18 protein-coding genes are annotated in these 18,897 nt (G+C 73.1%); 6 read left to right on the top strand and 12 right to left on the bottom strand.

Features of this window, described 5'->3' with window-relative positions; all coding sequences use genetic code 11:
* Positions 1-97: 97 nt before the first annotated feature.
* A complete protein-coding gene (locus OO54_RS37400; RefSeq protein WP_033211427.1) occupies positions 98-979 on the bottom strand; it encodes an aminoglycoside phosphotransferase family protein in 882 nt (293 codons plus the stop codon).
* A 307-nt stretch (positions 980-1,286) separates the two neighbouring features.
* Between OO54_RS37400 and OO54_RS37395 the strand changes: the two genes are divergently transcribed.
* Entirely contained in the window at positions 1,287-1,874 is a 588-nt protein-coding gene (locus OO54_RS37395) for a GNAT family N-acetyltransferase (protein ID WP_051787711.1), read from the top strand.
* 112 nt (positions 1,875-1,986) lie between these two features.
* On the opposite strand, the gene OO54_RS37390 is transcribed toward OO54_RS37395, so the two are convergent.
* Complete coding sequence (locus tag OO54_RS37390; RefSeq protein ID WP_033211426.1) at positions 1,987-2,640, bottom strand: M15 family metallopeptidase; 654 nt, start codon at positions 2,638-2,640, stop codon at positions 1,987-1,989.
* Positions 2,641-2,716: 76 nt separating this feature from the next.
* On the opposite strand from OO54_RS37390, the gene OO54_RS42760 reads away from it, so the two are divergent.
* Positions 2,717-3,634, top strand: coding sequence for a hypothetical protein (locus tag OO54_RS42760; protein WP_051787709.1), 918 nt, complete (start codon positions 2,717-2,719; stop codon positions 3,632-3,634).
* 83 nt (positions 3,635-3,717) lie between these two features.
* On the top strand, positions 3,718-4,341 hold the full coding sequence (locus tag OO54_RS37380) for a histidine phosphatase family protein (RefSeq protein WP_033211425.1): 624 nt from the start codon (positions 3,718-3,720) through the stop codon (positions 4,339-4,341).
* A gap of 80 nt (positions 4,342-4,421) precedes the next feature.
* Here OO54_RS37380 and OO54_RS37375 read toward each other — a convergent pair whose 3' ends face one another.
* The 6 genes from OO54_RS37375 to OO54_RS37345 all read right to left on the bottom strand — a co-directional run bounded on the left by OO54_RS37375 (position 4,422) and on the right by OO54_RS37345 (position 11,487).
* Positions 4,422-5,552 (bottom strand): Kelch repeat-containing protein, encoded by a 1,131-nt coding sequence (locus OO54_RS37375; RefSeq protein ID WP_033211424.1) that lies wholly within the window; start codon positions 5,550-5,552, stop codon positions 4,422-4,424.
* A gap of 119 nt (positions 5,553-5,671) precedes the next feature.
* Positions 5,672-6,709 carry a hypothetical protein gene (locus OO54_RS37370; RefSeq protein WP_033211423.1) on the bottom strand — a complete coding sequence of 346 codons (1,038 nt, stop codon included), beginning with the start codon at positions 6,707-6,709 and terminating at the stop codon, positions 5,672-5,674.
* A gap of 60 nt (positions 6,710-6,769) precedes the next feature.
* Positions 6,770-7,429, bottom strand: coding sequence for a hypothetical protein (locus OO54_RS37365; RefSeq protein WP_033211422.1), 660 nt, complete (start codon positions 7,427-7,429; stop codon positions 6,770-6,772).
* Positions 7,430-7,623: 194 nt separating this feature from the next.
* Positions 7,624-8,856, bottom strand: coding sequence for an FG-GAP-like repeat-containing protein (locus OO54_RS37360; protein WP_033211421.1), 1,233 nt, complete (start codon positions 8,854-8,856; stop codon positions 7,624-7,626).
* A 512-nt stretch (positions 8,857-9,368) separates the two neighbouring features.
* Positions 9,369-10,220 carry an alpha/beta fold hydrolase gene (locus OO54_RS37350; RefSeq protein ID WP_033211419.1) on the bottom strand — a complete coding sequence of 284 codons (852 nt, stop codon included), beginning with the start codon at positions 10,218-10,220 and terminating at the stop codon, positions 9,369-9,371.
* A gap of 577 nt (positions 10,221-10,797) precedes the next feature.
* Positions 10,798-11,487 (bottom strand): iron-dependent transcriptional repressor DtxR, encoded by a 690-nt coding sequence (locus OO54_RS37345; RefSeq protein WP_017239389.1) that lies wholly within the window; start codon positions 11,485-11,487, stop codon positions 10,798-10,800.
* Between the two features lie 150 nt (positions 11,488-11,637).
* Here OO54_RS37345 and OO54_RS37340 point away from each other — a divergent pair, with 150 nt between their 5' ends.
* Positions 11,638-12,393: an SIS domain-containing protein gene (locus OO54_RS37340; RefSeq protein ID WP_033211418.1), complete on the top strand. Its 756-nt coding sequence runs from the start codon at positions 11,638-11,640 to the stop codon at positions 12,391-12,393.
* A gap of 104 nt (positions 12,394-12,497) precedes the next feature.
* Here the strand turns inward: OO54_RS37340 and OO54_RS37335 are convergent, their stop codons facing one another.
* Positions 12,498-13,373, bottom strand: coding sequence for an NAD(P)-dependent oxidoreductase (locus OO54_RS37335; protein ID WP_455569920.1), 876 nt, complete (start codon positions 13,371-13,373; stop codon positions 12,498-12,500).
* Positions 13,374-13,496: 123 nt separating this feature from the next.
* Between OO54_RS37335 and OO54_RS37330 the strand changes: the two genes are divergently transcribed.
* A complete protein-coding gene (locus OO54_RS37330; RefSeq protein WP_033211416.1) occupies positions 13,497-13,847 on the top strand; it encodes a winged helix-turn-helix transcriptional regulator in 351 nt (116 codons plus the stop codon).
* Between the two features lie 105 nt (positions 13,848-13,952).
* On the opposite strand, the gene OO54_RS37325 is transcribed toward OO54_RS37330, so the two are convergent.
* Positions 13,953-15,278, bottom strand: a complete 1,326-nt coding sequence (locus OO54_RS37325; protein ID WP_033211415.1) for a PAS domain-containing protein — start codon at positions 15,276-15,278, stop codon at positions 13,953-13,955.
* A 360-nt stretch (positions 15,279-15,638) separates the two neighbouring features.
* A complete protein-coding gene (pdxH, locus tag OO54_RS37320) occupies positions 15,639-16,265 on the bottom strand; it encodes a pyridoxamine 5'-phosphate oxidase (RefSeq protein WP_033211462.1) in 627 nt (208 codons plus the stop codon).
* A gap of 221 nt (positions 16,266-16,486) precedes the next feature.
* On the opposite strand from pdxH, the gene OO54_RS37315 reads away from it, so the two are divergent.
* Positions 16,487-17,587, top strand: coding sequence for a citrate synthase 2 (locus OO54_RS37315; RefSeq protein ID WP_033211414.1), 1,101 nt, complete (start codon positions 16,487-16,489; stop codon positions 17,585-17,587).
* Here the strand turns inward: OO54_RS37315 and OO54_RS37310 are convergent.
* A complete protein-coding gene (locus OO54_RS37310) occupies positions 17,566-18,609 on the bottom strand; it encodes an isopenicillin N synthase family dioxygenase (protein ID WP_033211413.1) in 1,044 nt (347 codons plus the stop codon). The two genes, OO54_RS37315 and OO54_RS37310, sit on opposite strands and share 22 nt — an antisense overlap.
* Between the last annotated feature and the right edge of the window lie 288 nt (positions 18,610-18,897).

Below are 18,897 nucleotides of genomic sequence, written 5' to 3'. Positions count from 1 at the left end.
GTCGCGGTGGGCGGTGGGGGGACGCGGTTCGGGGCTTGGGCTTGGGGCTTGGGCTTGGGGCTTGGGCTTGGGGCTCGGGCTCGGGCTCGGGCTCGGGCTATTCGTCCGCCAGTACGCGGGCGAGTGCCGCCCTGCCCGCCGGGCCCCAGGTGGGTTTGCCGCCCGGCAGGCCCTCGTCGCCGGCGCGACCGATGGCGATGAGCCCGGACGCGCGGAGGAGGGCCCAGCCGCGAGCCCGCCGGACCGTGGGGCCGTCGGCTCGCCCGTACGCCTCGAAGAAGCGACGGGCCGAGCCGTCGGGAAGCAGGAGCCAGGCGGCGGAGAGATCCGTGGCCGGGTCGCCGGCGCAGAGTTCCCCGAAGTCGACCACGCCGGAGAGCGTGCCGTCGGTGACGACGACGTTCGCCGGGTGCAGGTCCCCGTGCAGCCACAGCGGCGGCCCCTGCCACGCGTCGGCCGCCAGGGCGTCCTCCCACACCCGCCGTACCGCCGCCGGGTCGGCGCACCCGGCCAGGAACGGGAACCCCCGCTCGAACCCGTCCTCGTGGGCCGCCAGCGGAACGCCCCGATCCGGATTGGCGGGGGCATCCTCGGGCGCCGCCCGGTGAAGAGCCCGCAGAAAGCCCGCCAGCACCTCTGCCGCGTGACCGCCCCGGGTGACGGGAACCGCGTCGCTCGGCGTGCCCGGGACCCAGCGGGCCACCGTCCAGAACCGCGGGAAACGGGCCGACGGTTCCCCGCCTCGTACGGGAACGGGCGCGGGCAGCGGAAGCAGCGGCGCCAAGGCGGGCAGCCAGCGGTACTCCTTGCGCAGCAGCTCCGGAGCCCGCTCCGTACGGGGCATCCGTACGGCCAACTCGTCGCCGACCCGCCACAGTTGGTTGTCCCAGCCACCCGGGACCTCCCGGATGGGCAGCTCCGCGAGGTCCGGGTGCTGCTCCCGGAGCAGCGCGCGGATCAGGCCCTCGTCGAACTCCACGGAATCTCCTCGTCCTCGTCCTCGTCCTCGTCCTTGCCCGTGCCCGCGCCCCTGTCCGGGCGTTCAGCCGCGGTCCGGTGCGCGGCCGGGCGTTCGGCCCCGGCCCGGTGCGCGCCGCAACCTGCCCTGGGCGATGCGATCACGTCGGCAACCGTCGCAGGTTCGGCCCGCCCGGGACAACCGAACCCCGCGCCGTCCTCCCCGACGTCCGTTCCTTCGCTCCTTCGCTCCTTCGCTCCTTCGCTCCTTCCGCCGGCGGGACGGAAATGCCTTGCGAGGCGCCGACGAGGCGAAGGATCCTCGCGGCATGGACACTCCGCAGCACGGGCCACAGCCTCAACCCCTCCCGCAATCCTTGCCGCAGGCACGCATCGAGCTCGACGGCGGGCTGACGCTGCGGGCGTTCGAAGGCGAGGCGGACCTGCCGGAGTTCTTCCAGGTCGTCGAAGAGTCCGTGGAACACCTGCGGCCGTGGATGCCATGGGTCGCCGAACACAGCCTGACCAGGACGGCCGACTTCCTCGTCGACCGGGCGGAGCTCTGGGCGAACGGCGACCAATACAGCTACGCGATCGAGCTCGACGGGGCCATCGTCGGCAGCTGCGGCCTGCACCGGCACGAGGACACCCCCGACGACACCCTCGAGATCGGCTACTGGCTGCACCCCGCCGCCACCGGACGCGGCATCGTCACTCGCGCCGCCCGCGCCCTCGTCGAACAGGCCTTCCAGCTGCCCGGGATCATCGCCGTCGAGATCGTCCACGACGTCGCGAACCATCCCAGTGGCGCCGTTCCCGCGCGGCTCGGCTTCACCCCCCACCTCCGGCGGCCCCACACCCCCACGGCGCCCGCCGAAACCGGCGACGACCAGGTCTGGCGCCTCCCCCGCCCCTGACTTCCGGCCCTCGCGGGCCCCCACCCTGCGCACCCGCGCCTCTTACGGGCCTCCGCCCACCGCACCCCCGTGTGGGCCTCCCGCCCGCTGCCGCGTGGTGCGGGCCCGTGGCTCAGCTGGGGCGCGCGATGGGGCCGTAAAGGGCGGTGGGGGTGGGGGTGGTGAGGGCCCAGTAGCGGTCGCCGTAGGACCAGTGCCACCACTCGGTGGGGTAGTTGACGAGGCCGACGGCGGTGAGGACGCTGCCGAGGAGTTCACGGTGGGCGCGGGCACGCGGGGAGATGCCGGGCGCGTGGGTGTAGCAGGCGCCGCCGCTTTCCTCCGGGTCGGCGTTCATCCGGGTGCCGAGGTCCAGTTCGTGGCCGTCGGCGTCGGCGAGGGTGAGGTCGACGGCGGCGCCGGCGCTGTGGGGGGCGATGTCGGGCGGGGAGACGTATCGGCTGGTGGCGATGTGCAGCCGGTCGGGGGTCCAGTCGGGGTGGGCGGCGCGGAGCTGGTCGGCGTACTCCTCGAAGTACCGGCGCTGGAGCGAGGGGGGCCGGTAGCCCTCGACGAACAGGAGGCGCAGGCCGTCCGGGAGGAGTCGCTGTGCCTTGAGGAGCCGTTCGAGGACGCCTTCCCGGAGGTGTGCGTAGGCGTTGTCCGGGTCCTGTTTGCGCGGGTCGACCAGCAGCGCGCTGTCGCGGACGTCCACGAGGCGTTCTCCGCATTCCACGACGGGTACCGCGGCGACCCTCGGATCGGCCATCAAAACGATCTCACTCATGGGTCGATCATCCCTCCGTGGTGGTGCATGATGACCACCGGAGGGGATTTGAATGCGTTCAGAAATGCAGAGTCGGGTGCCGGAGCCGAGACAGGCGCACCCGAACGACCGGTTCGGCGCGGTCGTGACGGCCTGTGCCACAGTGCTGTTCACCGAGGCCGTGATCGGGCTGATCGCCGCCTACGTGTGGGGACAGACCCAGGAGGGCCCGCCCACGCCGATCAACCCGATGGCGCTGCTCCTGCTGGTGGTCGCCGCGCCCTTCCTGGTCGCCGCCGCATACGTCTTCAGCGCCTTCCTGACCGTGAGCGCGGTGTCGCCGCTGCTGAGGGCGGCGGCCTGGCTCGGCCGCCGCTTCTCGGGGCGCGAGGCGTGGTGGTGGGTTCCGGCGGCGACCGCCGCCGTGACCGCCCCTCCGGTCCTCGCCGGGGCGATCCTCACGGACACCGGCCCTCTCGCCGGCCTCGCCGGATGGCTCGCGGCGACGGCCGCGCTCACCGCCCCCGCCCTCGTCGCCCGGCGTCTGCTGCTCCCGAACCGGCCGCGGCTCTCCGGCCGGGCGATGTTCTGGCGGGTCGCGGCGTTCGGCACGCTCGCCTCCGTCAGCGCCTTCACCCTCGCCGGCATCGCCCTGTCCGCCGGAATCGGCTACGAGCCCCCGCTGCTGAACGCGGAGCAGGCCGCCGGCACCTACTCGGACGGCCGGGGCGGCACCCTCACCCTCACCGCCGACGGCAGAGCCACGGCCTCCCGCCTCCACACTTTCGACTTCTCCAGCCCCGGCGAGCCCCTGGTCCGCGAGTGCTCCGGCATCGGCGCCTGGAGCCAGGGCCCCTCGGACGGCCCCTACGTCCAGCAGGTCGACGTCTCCGTCGACGCCTGCCCCGTCGACATCGACGGATTCGACGTCTACGGCACCCGCGAGGCCCCGAAGCTCTACGCGACCGTCGGCGACCCCGACGCGGGCGAGTTCTACGTCCTGCGCCGCGACTGAAGCCCCGCCCTCCGGAACCGGACCGCACCGGGGCGACGTCCCTCCGGGAACCTGCAAGATCGACTCCTCCGGAGGGCCCGACCATGCCCGGAACAGCCGCCCGCTACCTCTACCTCACCCGCCACGGCGAAGCCTCGGCGGACGAGAGCGAGCTGACGCCCGCGGGCCGCCGCCAGGCCGCCCTGCTCGGCGAGCGGCTCCGCGGGGTTCCCCTGACGGCGATCCACCACGGCCCGCTCGCCCGCGCCGAGCAGACGGCCCGGCTGATCGGCGAGCAGCTCGACGGGGTGCCCGTGCGGCGCTCCGAAGCGGCCGGCGACTACATCCCCTACCTCCCGGCGCGGGAGGAACTCCCGCCGGAGACCGCGGACGCCATGCTCGGCTTCCTGTCCGGCTTCCCCGCCGAGGAACGCGAGCAGGGCCCTGCGCTCGCCGCCGCGGCCGTCAAGCAGTTCACCGGACCCGTCGCCGGTGACACTCCGCGCCACGAGCTCGTCGTCACCCACAACTTCCTCGCCGCCTGGCTCGTACGCGCCGCACTCGACACCCCGCAGTGGCGCTGGATGGGCGTCAACCACGCCAACGCCGCCCTCACGGTCCTCCGCTACGCCCCCGGCCGCCCCCCGTCGCTCCTCCTCTTCAACGACACCGGCCACCTCCCCCGCGACCTCCGCTGGACCGGCTTCCCGCCGGAACTGCACGTCTAGGGCCTGTCCGACCCTGTCGGAGCCCGTCCGACCCGTTCCGCCGGACAGGCCCCAGAGCGTCTTGTCGATCGGGCGCCGCTTCAGAACGTCGACGGATCCGGCGGGTCGAGGGCTTCCAGGGTGGCCCTGACGTCGCTGATGCCGGTCGAACCGCCGATCGCGTAGACGCAGTTGCCGGCGACGCCGACGGGGCACACCGTGGCGGCCGCGGTGAGGCCGAAGCGGGGGGTCGGCAGCGGGGGCAGTTCCGTCCAGAGGTTCGAGACGGGGTTGTACGACTGGGCGCTGCCCAGCGGGGGCCCGTTCACGCCGCCCTGGCCGCCAACGGTGTAGAGGCAGGTTCCGGTCTGCCCGGGCGGGCAGGTGGTCGCCGTGGTGGCCGCGCCGGTCCGGGGCGTGGGGAGCGACGCCGCCGGGCTCCAGGCGTTGGTGGCCGGGTTGTACGACTCCACCGCGCCGAGGATGCCTGCGCCGAAGCCGCCGACGGCGTACACGCAGGTGCCCGTCTGCCCGGGCGGACAGGCCGCGGCCGCGCCGCTCAGGTAGCCCCTGCGCGTGGGCATCGCCGTCAGCGTGCTCCAGGTGTTGTTCGCGGGGTTGTACACCTCCGCCAGGTTCAGCAGCATGCTGTTGCTCTCACCGCCGAACGCGTAGACACAGGTCCCGGTCTGGCCGGTCGGGCAGGGGGCCGCCGCGGCCGCCAGGCTGGTGCGCGCCGTCCGCAGGGGTGCGACCGTGCTCCACGCGTTGGTCACCGGGTTGTAGGACTCCACCGCCGTCTGCGGGGTGAACGCCGTCGGTTCGAAGATCCCGCCGCCGATGACGTAGACGCAGGTCCCGGTCTGGCCGGGCGGGCAGGTGGCGGCCACCGCCGCCGCGTTCGAGCGCCGTGTCGGCAGGGGCGGGAGCGTCGACCAGGCGTTGGTGAGCCGGTTGTACGACTCCGCCGTGGCCACGGTGGCGAGGGTCGTCCCGCCGCCCATGCTGTAGACGCAGGTGCCGGTCTGACCGGGCGGACAGGGCGCGGCGGCCGAGGCGGCGCTTCCCCGGGCCGTGGGCATGCTCGACAGGGTGGTCCAGATCGTGCCGTTGCCGGCGTGGGCGGGCAGCATCCCGGCGAGGACCGCGGCGGCGGCCAGCCCGACCGCGGTGAGCCGTCCCCGCCACCTCCTCCAGGGGCGGGCGTGGTGTGGTGTGCGCGTGAGCGGCACTCTTCCCTCCTTCGGCGAGCGGGGGCATCCCACGGGATGTTCCACGCCGCGCCGGCGAACCCGGCCGCTACCGGCGAGTCACCCACCGATGGCCCCCCAGCGCCTGGTGATCAATACACCTAGGCGGTGTCGACGAACCTGCGCAGGCGGGGGGATCGTACGGCGGGCAGGCCGACGAGGGTCCACTCGAAGGCGTTGCGGTGCGGGGTCAGGGGGTACCAGGGGGGCGGGAGGAGGGAGTAGTCGTCGCGTAGGACGCCGTCCGGGATGACTCCGGTGGCGGGCGTCGGCGAGGTCTCGCCGGGATGGACGAGGTACGCCCATACGCCGCTGTCCAGCGGCACCACGGGCCCGTCGTCGCCGGGCGGGCGCCAGGGCTCGCCCGTCAGGGGATGCCGGGGTACGAGGAGGATGTCGGGACGGGGCCGGGGCGTACGGACACCCGGGCCGGCCAGGCCGACGGAGCGGGTGTCGGGCCCGGCGGGGAGGCAGCGGCCGACCGCGGGGCCGAACAGTTCGGAGACGGGCCCGGCGGGAAGGGTCACCGGGCGGTCCTCGGTCACTACGACCAGGTGCGCGAGCGCGACGCCGAGCGCGGCCTCCCAGCGGCGGCTCCACCCCCCGTCGGGTTCGAAGGGCGGCACGCGGTGTTCCGCGCGTTCCACGTCGTCCCAGTCGGGCGGCGGCACGGGCGGGAGCCCCGAGGGGCGGCGTACGACCGCGTCGGGCTCCAACCACACCGTCTGCCACGACCCGCAGTCGTCCACGCGCGTCGCCACCGCCCGCCCGCACCCCTCGCACGCCAGATTGGGGCCGTCCCGGCCGTCCACCCCCCGGCAGTACCCCTCGCACTTCTCGAGGATCAGCGTCATCGACCGTGAGTCGCCCGGGGCGATGACGATCCTGTCCCGCGCGCCGAACGACACCCAGTACACCGGCGCGTACACACCCCGCCGGGCCGCCTCCTCCTCCCCCACTTCCTCCCACAGCCGCCACGGCGGTCCGGAGGGCAGGGGGTCGACGGCGTACGTCCCGGGATCCATCAGCGGCGGATGGAGTTCCTCCCACCCCCCGAAACGGGTGTGCACCGGAAGCGCGACCCTCGACACCGGCGCCGTCAGCTCCGTGCCGCACCCGGCACAAGCGAACAGGTCCAAGCAAGCTTCTCCTAGCCCCCGCCCGTGCCCGGCCCGGACCCGACGGGAATCGTCGGACACTCAGCCCCGGGGCGTGCCGTCCCAGCGCCACTTCGTCAGGCGAGGCCGCCCGTCCAGTTCCGCCCGTCCGGTCGCCCACAGCAGCGTGTCCCAGGGATCCGTGGACGTCGGCGCGTCCGGGAACAGCCGGGCCAGCACCCGCGCGCAGACGCCCTCCGGCGGACTCCACACGAGCCCCAGCCCCTGCGCCAGGTCGTACGTGTGCACCACGGTCTCCACGATCCCCATCGCCGCGAAGCCCTCCGGGTCCGACACCCCGAACCCGTGGTACGCCCGCGTCTCCGGCGACGCCGTCCGCACCATCGCGACCAGCAGCGCGCCGCTCGCCTCCAGGACCTGCATCAGGCCGGCCGGGCCCGCCTCCCGGTCCGCGTGGATGGCGTTCGCCGGGCCGCCCGGCCGCCTGCTCTCCCACACGAACGGCACCTCCCCCTCCAACGGAGGCGACTTCGGTCCGAGCTGCACCGCGTACGCGAACAGGTCGTCACTCAGGTGCTCGACGGTCTCCCAGCAGTCCCACTCCAGCGAACCGGCCTTCCCCTCCCACGCCGCCGCGGGCGCCGTACCCAGGACCTCCACGGCGAGCCGCACGGCCAGGTCGAGGTCGTCCGCGGTGACGGGAGGTCGGGAGAGGCGCTCGTTCTTCTCTGATGAGGACATGACTCGACCTTAACGCGGGACGCGCCGCCTCCCTCGACTACGGGACTCAGTAAGGCAGTTCTTGCACATTGCCCCGTGAGCTGGGCGGATCCCCGGTCCGGCGGGACCGGGGGAGCGGATGGGGAACGGTGAAGGCCCCCCTGAGGCGGGGGCCTTCACCGTCGTCGGCATCACCGCGTCAGGACGTCACCGCGTCAGAACGTGCCGCGGAGGTCGGACCAGTCGACGTGCCGGCTCTCGGGGAGGCCGGGGTCGAGGAAGCCCGTGCCCTTGCCGCTGTAGAGGACGAGGCAGCCGACGCCGCGGCAGCCCTCGCCGACGTAGGAGCCGGTGGTGATGGTGGCGAGGTCGTTGAGGCCGTCGCCGCCGAAGTCACCGAGGGCGAGGAAGGAGGCCATGACGTTCCAGCCGCCGGAGCCGATGAGGACGCGGGGGCCGAAGGAGCCGGTGGCGGTGGCCGGATAGAGCCAGAGCTTGCCGGTGGAGGCCTCGCGGGCGATGAGGTCGGCCTTGGCGTCGCCGTTCATGTCGCCGGGGGCGACGAGCGCGTTCATGGCGTTCCAGCCGCCGGAGCCGAGGAGCTTGCGGGCGCCGAGGGTGCCGGTGGAGGTGCCGGGGTAGAGCCAGAGCCTGCCGGTCGTGGGCTCCACGGCGAGGAGGTCGGAGCGGGCGTCGCCGGTGAGGTCACCGTAGGCCGTGATCCTGGCCATGGCGTTCCAGCCGCCGGAGCCGATCAGCCTGCGGGTGCCGAGGGTGCCGGTGCCGGTGCCGGGGTAGAGCCAGAGCTTGCCGGTGGCGGTCTCACGGGCGATGACGTCCTCGCGGGCGTCACCCGTGAAGTCGCCGTGACGGGTGAGGGCGTTCATGGCGCCCCAGCCGCCGGTGCCGACGAGGCGGCCGGTGCCGTCTCCGGGCAGGAACCACAGGCGGCCCGCCTCGTCGCGTACCAGAACGTCCGGCCTCCGGTCCCCGTCGAGGTCGCCGAAGCCGGCCTTCACCGGAGAGACCGCGGCATTCCACGGCGGGTACGCGAGGCCGCTGCACTCACGCTCGGTCGGCACGAACTTCAGCGAGCTCACCGAGTTGCTGCCGGGGCCGCCCCACTCGGTGCCCGCGGGGTCGGGGGGAAACACGCTCGCCCCGGCGGGGCCGGTGTAGTTCGCTTCGTCGTACAGGCAGAGGTACTTGTTCGTGTGGTTGACGACCGAGCGGAACTGGTTGTCCCAGCTCCCGAGCGTCGCCTGGTTCACGCTCGTCTTGTACATCGTGCCGGTGCCGTTGTCGGTCTTCCACGCACAGAAGTAGCCGGACGGGCAGTCGCTGATCGCGGCCTGCGCGGGCGTCGCGCCCGCGCCGAGGAGGCCGAGCGAGGTCAGGCCCAGCGTCGTGGCCGCCGCGGCCAGGCGTCGCAGCAAGGAATTACGCATCGAGTTCCCTTCAGCGGCGCGGAGGCGTCCGTGCTCGACGCGCCGTGGCAGGGACGCTACCGCGCCCCTTCCCCCCGCCCTCCCCGGGGGTTCCCCCACGCGGCGCCCCACAGTGCGGTCCCGCCCCCCTGGGCCTCCCCCGCCCGTGCGGGCCTCCCCGCCCGTGCGATCGTCCCGCTGGGGCGGGACGGGTGGGCACACGGGACGGCGCCCTCGGCGGCGCCTCCGCCCCTTGTGCCTGGACCCGCACCGATACGGCGTCGCACTCCGGGTGCGGGTTCGGGCGCGGAAGCCTGGGCCCGGCAAAGGGCGCCGTCCGTTGTGCCCACCCGTTCCGCCCCAGCGGAACGAATGCCCACAACGCGGGCGGTGGCGCGGAGGGTGGGCACCGACCCAGCGGAACGATTGCCCACAACGAGGCGGGGCGCAGCCCACAACGCGGGGCGCAGGCCCACAACGGGCGGCGGGGTGTGGGCGCGGCCCGCAACGCGCGGGCGCGGCCTGGGAGGGGGTCAGGGGGTGAGGAGGCCGGTGAGGAAGGGGTGGAGGGCGAGGTGCCAGTCGTGGGGGTGGGTGTAGTGGAGGAGGTGGCCGGCGTCGGGGATCTCGGCGTAGGAGCCGTGGGGGAGGACGCGCACCATCTCCTGGGCTTCGGCGCGGCCGAGCTCGCCGTCGAGCCCACGGACGACGAGCGTGGGGCAGCGGACTTCGGCGAGGGAGTCCCAGTGGGCGTCGTGGACCCAGGTCTCACGGGAGGTCAGCATGTGGGCGGGGTCGAAGACGGGGCGCCAGCCGTCGGGGTGTTGGGCCATGACCTCGGCGAAGAAGGCGCCGCGGGCGGGGTTGGGGCGCTCGACCCAGGGGTCGTCGTAACCGAACCAGCGGCGGGCGGCGTCGAGCGTGGGGAAGGGGGTGGGCCAGCGGCGGAACCAGTCCTGCCACTCGCGCTGGGAGGCCGCGCCGAGCGCGGAGGCGCGCATGTCGCAGATGACGAGGGCGCGGACGAGGTCGGGGCGTTGGGCGGCGAGCTGCCAGGCGGTGAGGGCGCCCATGGAGTGGCCGATGAGGGTGGCGGGGCCGAGGCCGAGCTGCTCGATGGCGGCGGCCGCGTCGGCGACGTACGCCTCGCGGGTGAAGACGCCGTCGGGCGGTCGCTCGCTGTGGCCGTGGCCGCGCTGGTCGAGGGCGATCGTGCGGGTGCGGCCGGTGAGCCGGCCGATGGCGGGGGCCCAGTGGGCGGCGTGTCCCATCAGGCCGTGGAGGAGTAACACTCCGGGGCCGGTCCGCCGGGCGGTCCCGTCGGTGAAGTCCCAGGCCGCCAGCCGTACGCCGTCGGCCCCGGTGACGTCGAGTCGTCGCGCCATGTCCCTGGCACCCCCTCTTTGCGTCGAACCCCGCCAGACTATCGAACTTGCATTCGAAAATGCGCTCCTGCCACCCAACACCCCTCGTTCGAGTGACAGGACTCAAGGATTGACTCCCGCCGCCGAGGGGAGATCTTGAACGGGAGGCGGACCGCTCGGGGAAAACGGTCCGAGGGGATTGACCTTGAGAGCTCGGGGCTCCAGGTCAGCACAGGGGAGGACAGGCCCCGGCGCCCTAGGGCGCCGGGGCCCTCTGTCGTCCGTGGCCCTCATGGCAACACCCCCTCCACGCCCGGCTCGTACCAGCGTGGCACGGCGAGGGCGCGGGCGTGACCATTCCGGCGTAAACGGGGCGCACGACGAGGATCCGTCCGATCCGTCACCCCGTCAAACCACTCCGCGCCGGAGCGATTTCACGATCATCGACCGTCACGGAGCGCGTCCTGGGCGCGGCCGTCCCGCCGGCGATCCCGGCACTCGCTCTGTGAGGGGCCTCGCTCCGTGCCTATGGCGGAAACACGAAGGAGGGGCGCCCGGCCAGGCCGGGCGCCCCTCGATCACGTGTCGGAAGGAGGCGTCAGCGCTTCGCGACGAAGACGTGCGCCGCGACCTCCGCGTCCAGCTCGGCGGCCTCGCCGCTGCTGCCGACGAGGACACCGCCGGGCGACTCCGTCACCGAGACCACGGAACCGGGCTGCACACCCGCCCTGCGCAGCGTGTACATCAGCTGGGCGTCCGTCTGGATCGGCTCGCCGATCCGGCGCACGATGACGGTCTTGCCGCCGCTCGCGTCCAGGTCGGCCAGGGAGACCATCGAGTCGTCGAGGAACGCCTCCGCCTCCGCCTTCTCGCCCAGCTCCTCCAGGCCCGGGATCGGGTTGCCGTACGGCGACTCCGTCGGGTGGCGCAGCAGCTCCAGGACGCGGCGCTCCACGGCCTCGCTCATGACGTGCTCCCAGCGGCAGGCCTCCGCGTGCACCTGCTCCCACTCCAGGCCGATCACGTCGACCAGCAGACACTCGGCGAGCCGGTGCTTGCGCATGACGCGGGTGGCGAGGCGGCGGCCCTCGTCGGTGAGCTCCAGATGGCGGTCACTCGCCACGGCCACCAGGCCGTCGCGCTCCATCCGCGCCACCGTCTGGCTCACGGTCGGGCCGCTCTGGTCGAGCCGCTCGGCGATCCTGGCACGCATCGGGACCACACCTTCCTCCTCAAGCTCGAGGATGGTGCGGAGATACATCTCCGTTGTGTCGATCAGTCCGGACATACGTGCCCCTCGATGAGTCGTGCGCTGGCCCTCCACCAATTCTGACGCATCACGGCGACAACCGGGCCTCACCCGGGTGAGGCGGTATTGACAGAGCAATGGTCCAGACCGCACCGTGATCCGCGACCACGACGAGAAGGAGCCGCCGCCATGGGCGAGAGCAAGCTGGCCGGACAGTTCTTCGACGCCGCGATCGGCCTGCTCCAGCAGGTCCGCGACGAGGACTCCGCCGAGATCGCCGCCGCCGGGGCCGCGATCGCCGAGGCCGTCGAGAACGGCAACCGGCTCTTCGCCTTCGGCGCGGGCCACTCCTCCCTCGCCGCCCAGGACGTCGTCTACCGGGCCGGCGGCCTCGCCCTGATGAACCTGCTCGCCGTCCCCGGCGTCGTCGGTGTCGACGTCATGCCCGCCACGCTCGGCTCGGCCCTGGAGCGGGTCGACGGCCTCGCCGGCGCCGTCCTCGACTCCTCCCCCGCCAAGGCCGGCGACGTCCTGATCATCATCTCCCTCTCCGGGCGCAACGCCCTGCCCGTCGAGATGGCCATGAACGCCCGCGCCCTCGGCCTCACCGTCATCGGCGTCACCTCGGTGGCGTACGCGACCGAGACGAAGTCCCGGCACGTCTCGGGCTCGTACCTCAAGGACCACTGCGACATCGTCCTCGACTCCAGGATCGCCGTCGGCGACGCCGAACTCACCTACGAAGGCATCGAGGCGCCCTTCGCCCCCGCCTCCACCGTCGTCACCAGCGCCCTCATGCAGGCCACCATGGCCGCCGCCGCCGAGGACCTCGTCCGCCGCGGCATCGAGCCGCCCCTGCTGCGCTCCGGCAACGTCGACGGCGGCCACGAGTGGAACGGCCGCGTGATGAACGAGTACGGGGACAGGATCTTCTTCAAGCACTAGGCTCCGTCCGCCCCCGATCCGCCGCACCGGCCTTGGGACCGGGGCGTCCCCGACCCGCTGCACCGGCCTTGGGACCGGGGCGTCCCCGACCCGCCGCACACCCCCTAGGACGCCTCCACGACCTGCGTCACGCGGGTGAAGCCTTCGGCGCCGTGGCCGCGGTCCACGGCGCGGACGGCGAGGGCCTCGGCGGCGCGCATGACGCTCGCGTCGATGCCGTGGGCCTCGGCGGCGTGGACGACGTGGGACATCGTGGAGACGGCCGAGGTGAGCGGGTTGCCCTCGCCCGTGTACGAGCCGCTGTCCACGTCGTCGGCCCACTCCTCGAACAGCGGCGGCAGGATCGCGCCGATGCCGGCCGCGAACGGCGCGAGTTCGCGCGCCGAGATGCCCTCCGCGCGCGCCAGGGCCAGGGCGTGCACGTACCCCGTCATCGACGTCCAGAAGATGTCGAGGAGTGCGACGTCGTACGCCGCCGCCCGGCCGATGTCCTCGCCGAGGTGGGTGTGGAGACCGTCCAGGGCGTCGAGGACCGGCCGGTGCTCGCGGTAGAGCGGCTCGGGCCCGCTGTGCAGGAACACGCCGGCGGGCGTCCCGATGCTCGGGGTCGGGGTCATGATCGCGCCGTCCAGATAGCCGATGCCGTGCTCGGCGGCCCAGCTGCCGGTGTCCCGCGCGCGCTCCGGAGTGTCGGCGCTCAGGTTCACCACGGTCCGGCCCTTGAGCGCGTCCGTGACCTCGGGCCGACGCAGGACGGAGTCCGTGGCGTCGTAGTTGACCAGGCAGATCACCGTCAGGGCGGCCGCGGCGACCGCTTCCTCGGCGCTCCCGGCCAGGACCGCGCCCCGCTCGACGAGGTCCCCTTCGCGGCCGGGGGTCCGGTTCCACACGGTGGTCCGGACACCGGCGTCCAGGAAGGCCCCGGCCAAGGCGCGCCCCATCGGCCCGAGTCCGAGAACCGTGACGGAGAGCGGGGGCACGGAGGAGGGGGCGGACGAGGAAGGCACGGACGAGGAGGCGGAAGAAGACATGGCGGAACTCCCTTGTACTGAGATGAGGTGGAATACAGCGGTGACCGTGACCGACGAACGAGAGGGACGCGCATGACACGCCTCCGGGCCCAGGACACGAACGTCTGCGGGGTGACGGCGGCGATCGCCGTGATCGACGGCAAATGGAAGACGTCGCTGCTGTGGCTGCTTGAATCCGGCCCGCACCGGCCCGGCGAACTGCGCCGCAGGCTCCCCGGGATCAGCGAGAAGGTGCTGACCCAGGCGCTGCGGGAGATGGAGGCCGACGGTCTCGTGGACCGCGAGGTGCACGATGTGGTGCCCCCGAAGACCGTCTACTCCCTGACGGCGCACGGGCGCGAACTGTCGGAACTGCTGGGCCCGTTGTCGGACTGGGGCCATCGCCGGCTGGACCGGCTGACGGAAGCGGCCGCCGCTTCCTGAGGCCCTGTCACTCCCTCGCGCTCCGGGCCACCACCAGGTTCTCCCGGACGGCGGACCCCTACAAGTACCCACAAAAAAGTGGGTGTACGGGGCGCCCCCCGGGCCTCAGCCCTTGTCGCCGAGGTCCAGGAGCGCGGCCACCCGGGCCGCCACCGTCTCCCCGAACACCACGTCCTCCCGCTCGAAGGGCGAACGGCAGGAGGCCCGCAGGAAGGTCAGCACGCCCACCGTGCGGCCGCGGGAACGCAGCACCAGGCACAGGGCGTGCGCCGCGTCCCCCGGCCACTGGTGGGCCTCCGCCCAGACCTCGGCGGTGCGGCCGGCGGTGGCCCGCACCGAGCCGAGGCGGTCCCAGGCCTGGAGCGCCGGATGCCTCGGCCCGTACCGGAGCGGGATGCCGCCGCCGACGACGGGGGACGACGGGCCGGGGGCGCCGGCGGGGGTGGCGAGGGCCCGTGTGAGGCGCCGCTCGCCGGCCACCCGGTCGACGAGGGCGTGGTCCGCGAAACCGGCCAGCGCGAAGTCGAGCAGGACCGTCGCCGCCTCGTCCGGGTCCTCGCACTCCGAGGCCGCCGCGCCCGCCCGGTGCAGCTGGCTCCACCGGAACCGCATCCGGTCCGCCTCGCGGGCCGCGAGCCGCTCCTCCGTCACGTCCTGGAACAGCCACGCCACGCCCAGCGGCACCGGCTCCTCCGCCATCGGCGACGGCAGCAGCAGGAAGCCGCTGCGCCAGCACCGGCGCTGCTCCCCGGAGGCCGTCCGGAGCGTCACCCACACCTCGGCGGGCGCGGTCGGCGTCCCCTCGGCCAGCACGTGCTGGAAGGCCGCCTCCAGCTCCTCCGCGCCGTGTACGACGACATCGCCGAGCGGCCGCCCGAGCAGGGCCGTGCGTCCGGTGCCGAGTGCGCGGGCCGCGTGGGTGTTGACCATCGCGGGACGCAGGTCGGCGTCCACGAGGACGACCCCCCACGAGGCGTCGTCGAACAGTGCCTCGCTCAGCGCGACCGACCGCTCCAGATCCAGTTGTACGTGGACCTCGCTGAACGCGACGTACACCCCCGCCGGGCCGCCGTCCGCACCCCGCACCCCGGCCGCCTGGCTCCGCACGAGCACCCGCCCGCCGTCCTTGCGCAGCAGTACGAACTCGTGGACCTGCCGGCCCGGCCCCTTCATCGCCCCCATCAGCCGGCCCAGGGCCTCCTCGGCGTCCGCGCTCCGCGCCGCCCACCCCGCGAACCCCCGCCGCCCGACCGCCTCCCCGGCCGACCATCCCAGGATCCGCTCGGCCTCCCGGTTCCAGTGCGTCACCGTCCCCTCGGCGTCGAACGCGCACAACGCCGCGTCCATCCCGTCCAGCAGCGCTGCCAGCAGGTCTCCCCCCGCCCCCGGCACAGAAGCGGTCTCACTCGCGGACCCCGTGAACGCACTCATGCGGCACTCCCCCCATACTCCGGCCATTCAACTGGAACGTGACGCAGAGCACACCCCCGTTCCGCGATTTGAATAAATGGGTTGAGGCACGCGGGGGCGCTTCCTAGGGTGTGAGTACACGCGAAAGGAGGTGATCCGAAAACATGGTTTCTTTTCGGACTCGTGAGGTGACTGCGGGCTAAGGCCTGCCAGTCGCACTCTGTGCACCTCGGCAGGCCTTCTGCCGAACACCAACGCAGTCACCCGACCCGTGAGTCGCCGGCAGTCCGGCCGGCAGGCTCCGTCCGAACCTAGGCGGACGGTGCCAAGACTCACGGGTCGTCTGCGTTCCCGGACCCGGGTGGCCGTCGGAGGGTGCCGTCAGGGCGCCAGGCGCTCCACGTGCCAGGTTTCGCCGTGGCGGTGGTAGCGGAGGCGGTCGTGGAGGCGGTTCTCGTGGCCTTGCCAGAATTCGACGGTGTCGGGGATGACGCGGATGCCGCCCCAGTTCGGGGGAACGGGGACCTGTTCGGGGTCGGGGTAGCGGGCGGCGAGCTCGTCGTAGCGGGCGAGGAGGTCGGCGCGGGAGGGGATGACGGTGGACTGGGGGCTGGCCCAGGCGCCGAGCTGGGAGCCGTGGGGGCGGGTGCGGAAGTAGGCGACGGTCTCGTCGCGGCCGGTGGGGACGGCGCGGCCGGTGATGATGACCTGGCGGGCGAGCGGGTGCCAGGGGAAGAGCAGGGAGGCGTGGGGGTTGGCCTCCAGTTCCCGGCCCTTGCGGGATTCGTAGTTGGTGAAGAAGACGAAGCCGGCCTCGTCGTAGTGCTTGAGGAGGACCGTCCGGGAGGACGGGCGGCCGTCCGGGGCCGCGGTGGAGACGATCATCGCGTTCGGCTCGTGGATCGCCGGGTTGGCGGCGGTCTCCTTGAACCAGCGGGTGAACTGCTCGACCGGCTCGGGTGCGAGGTCGGCCGCGAGGAGCTCCGTGGTGCGGTACTGCTCGCGCATGTCGGCGGGGTCCAGGGCGTCGGTCACAGGGTCATCCTGCCGCAGCGGCCGAGTCTGCCCGGCACCCCGTGCGGCTAATCCTTTGTCGCCGGGTCGGCGCAGTGTGCCGGATGTCACCTTTCCCCGCATCATCGAAACCGTACAGACTCTTCCGCTGGATGACTGTTGATTCCCCCCATCGATCGCACGCTTGATCGATCATCGATTAGAGGAGCCGCCTGATGTCCGACTTCGTACCCGGGCTCGAGGGAGTCGTCGCGTTCGAGACGGAGATCGCCGAACCCGACAAGGAGGGCGGCGCCCTCCGCTACCGCGGGGTCGACATCGAGGATCTCGTCGGCCACGTCTCGTTCGGCAACGTCTGGGGCCTGCTCGTCGACGGCGCGTTCAACCCGGGCCTGCCGGCCGCCGAGCCGTTCCCGATCCCGGTGCACTCCGGTGACATCCGGGTCGACGTGCAGTCCGCGCTCGCGATGCTGGCGCCCGTGTGGGGCCTCAAGCCGCTCCTCGACATCTCCGCCGAGCAGGCCCGCGACGACCTGGCCCGCGCGGCCGTCATGGCGCTGTCGTACGTGGCGCAGTCGGCGCGCGGCCAGGGCCAGCCGATGGTGCCGCAGAGCGAGATCGACAAGGCCCAGTCGGTCGTCGAGCGCTTCATGATCCGTTGGCGCGGCGAGCCGGACCCGAAGCACGTCAAGGCCGTCGACGCCTACTGGACGTCGGCCGCCGAGCACGGCATGAACGCGTCCACGTTCACCGCCCGTGTCATCGCCTCGACCGGCGCGGACGTGGCCGCGGCGCTCTCCGGTGCCGTGGGCGCCATGTCGGGCCCCCTGCACGGCGGCGCGCCCTCCCGCGTCCTCGGCATGATCGAGGAGATCGAGCGGACGGGCGACGCGACGGCGTACGTGAAGCAGGCGCTCGACAAGGGCGAGCGTCTGATGGGCTTCGGCCACCGCGTGTACCGCGCCGAGGACCCCCGCGCGCGCGTGCTGCGGCGTACCGCCAAGGAGCTGGACGCGCCGCGCTACGAGGTGGCCGCCGCGCTGGAGAAGGCCGCCCTGGACGAGCTGCACAACCGTCGCCCGGACCGGATCCTGGCGACGAACGTGGAGTTCTGGGCGGCGATCGTCCTCGACTTCGCCGAGGTCCCGGCGCACATGTTCACGTCGATGTTCAGCTGCGCCCGTACGGCCGGCTGGTCGGCGCACATCCTGGAGCAGAAGCGGACCGGGCGTCTCGTGCGTCCGTCGGCCCGCTACACGGGTCCCGGCAAGCGGGACCCGCGCGACATCGAGGGTTACGCGGACATCACCGGCTGACCCTCGGGGTGCAGCAGGAGCTCCGCGTGGTGGCGGGCGGCCACCGACGGGTGGGCGCGGAGCTTCCCCTTCAGTTCGTTGCGGCCGTACTCGGCGAACAGCGGGTTCGCCGGGTCGACCGTGACGCCGGGGGCCCGGTCGGCGTACGGGAAGGCCAGCGGGGAGATGCGGGCGTCGAGCCGCGGGTTGTAGAAGAACGGGACGGAGTAGCGTTCCGTCGCTCCGGGCGGGGAGACCACTCGGTGGTTGGTGGCGATCAGGTAGCCGTCGGTGGCCACTTCGAGGAGTTCGCCGAGGTTGACGACGAAGGCTCCCGGCAGCGGGGGCACGTCGTGGAAGTTCCCGTCCTCGCGCTGGACCTGGAGGCCGCCGACCTGGTCCTGGAGCAGCAGGGTGAGGAAGCCGTAGTCCTTGTGGGCGCCGACGCCCTGGTCGTCGCCCTCGCCGCTGCTGCCGGGGTAGCGCACCAGCTTGAGGTGCGGGTGGGCGCGGGGGCCGAAGATGTCGTCGTAGAAGTCCGCGGGCGCGCCGATGGAGGCGAGCAGCTCGTGGAGGAGCCGCTCGGCGACGCCGCTGAGGCGGTCGATCCAGTGCAGGGCGGCGGTGCGGAGCTCGGGGAGGGCGGCGGGCCACTGGTTGGGGCCTTCGAGCCACCAGTAGGGGGCTTCCCAGGGTGCGGGGGCGTGGGCGGGGCGCTCGGCGCCGATGTCGAGCTGGTCGCGCCAGTCGCGGGCGCCGGCGGTGCGTTCGTCGCCGATGCGGGTGTAGCCGCGGAAGTGCGGCGAGTTGATGTTGTCGAGGGCGAGCCGGTCGGCCTCGGGCAGGGCGAAGAAGGCACGCATGGCGGTGGTGAGGGCCTGTGTCTCGGCTTCGGTGATGCCGTGCCCGATGAGCTGGAAGAAGCCCACGTCGTGGGCGGCCGAGTGCAGCTGGGCGTGGAGGAGCCTGCGGGCCCGGGGGCCCCGGTCGGCGGCCGAGAGGTCGACGATGGGGAGCTGGGAGGGGTACGAGCTGTTCGTCATGGGTGCGTCCGCGGGGTTACGGGTGCCCGGGGCGGCCGCGAGGGTGGTGCGGGGGCCACGGGTGCCGATCGGCTGGGGGCTGCGACGAGGGACCGGCCGGGGTGTGGAGTGGTACCCGGGAAGGTCAGGCGGAGCGGCGACAGCTCATGCTCGTGACGCGGACGAAGTCCACGTGGCGGCGGCGTACGAGCAGAGGCATGCGACCAGAGTACTGCGGGTGTGCGAGATGGACTGTGGTCCGGCTCACGTGCCGGGCGGGGCTCTCGGGGTCTGTTCAAAACGGTGGGC

This window comes from Streptomyces wedmorensis (genome assembly GCF_000716445.1).
In the GTDB taxonomy this organism is placed as follows: Bacteria; Actinomycetota; Actinomycetes; order Streptomycetales; family Streptomycetaceae; genus Streptomyces; species Streptomyces wedmorensis.
This window is presented reverse-complemented; position numbering and strand designations above follow the sequence as displayed.

What these genes read in the sequence shown, in the direction of transcription:
- OO54_RS37360 (WP_033211421.1), bottom strand. Translation starts at nt 8,856, where the DNA reads ATGCGTAATTCCTTGCTGCGACGCCTGGCCGCGGCGGCCACGACGCTG.
- OO54_RS37395 (WP_051787711.1), top strand. Translation starts at nt 1,287, where the DNA reads ATGGACACTCCGCAGCACGGGCCACAGCCTCAACCCCTCCCGCAATCC.
- OO54_RS37310 (WP_033211413.1), bottom strand. Translation starts at nt 18,609, where the DNA reads ATGACGAACAGCTCGTACCCCTCCCAGCTCCCCATCGTCGACCTCTCG.
- OO54_RS37390 (WP_033211426.1), bottom strand. Translation starts at nt 2,640, where the DNA reads ATGAGTGAGATCGTTTTGATGGCCGATCCGAGGGTCGCCGCGGTACCC.
- OO54_RS37350 (WP_033211419.1), bottom strand. Translation starts at nt 10,220, where the DNA reads ATGGCGCGACGACTCGACGTCACCGGGGCCGACGGCGTACGGCTGGCG.
- OO54_RS37340 (WP_033211418.1), top strand. Translation starts at nt 11,638, where the DNA reads ATGGGCGAGAGCAAGCTGGCCGGACAGTTCTTCGACGCCGCGATCGGC.
- OO54_RS37345 (WP_017239389.1), bottom strand. Translation starts at nt 11,487, where the DNA reads ATGTCCGGACTGATCGACACAACGGAGATGTATCTCCGCACCATCCTC.
- OO54_RS37315 (WP_033211414.1), top strand. Translation starts at nt 16,487, where the DNA reads ATGTCCGACTTCGTACCCGGGCTCGAGGGAGTCGTCGCGTTCGAGACG.
- OO54_RS37325 (WP_033211415.1), bottom strand. Translation starts at nt 15,278, where the DNA reads ATGAGTGCGTTCACGGGGTCCGCGAGTGAGACCGCTTCTGTGCCGGGG.
- OO54_RS37380 (WP_033211425.1), top strand. Translation starts at nt 3,718, where the DNA reads ATGCCCGGAACAGCCGCCCGCTACCTCTACCTCACCCGCCACGGCGAA.
- OO54_RS37365 (WP_033211422.1), bottom strand. Translation starts at nt 7,429, where the DNA reads ATGTCCTCATCAGAGAAGAACGAGCGCCTCTCCCGACCTCCCGTCACC.
- pdxH (WP_033211462.1), bottom strand. Translation starts at nt 16,265, where the DNA reads ATGCGCGAGCAGTACCGCACCACGGAGCTCCTCGCGGCCGACCTCGCA.
- OO54_RS37330 (WP_033211416.1), top strand. Translation starts at nt 13,497, where the DNA reads ATGACACGCCTCCGGGCCCAGGACACGAACGTCTGCGGGGTGACGGCG.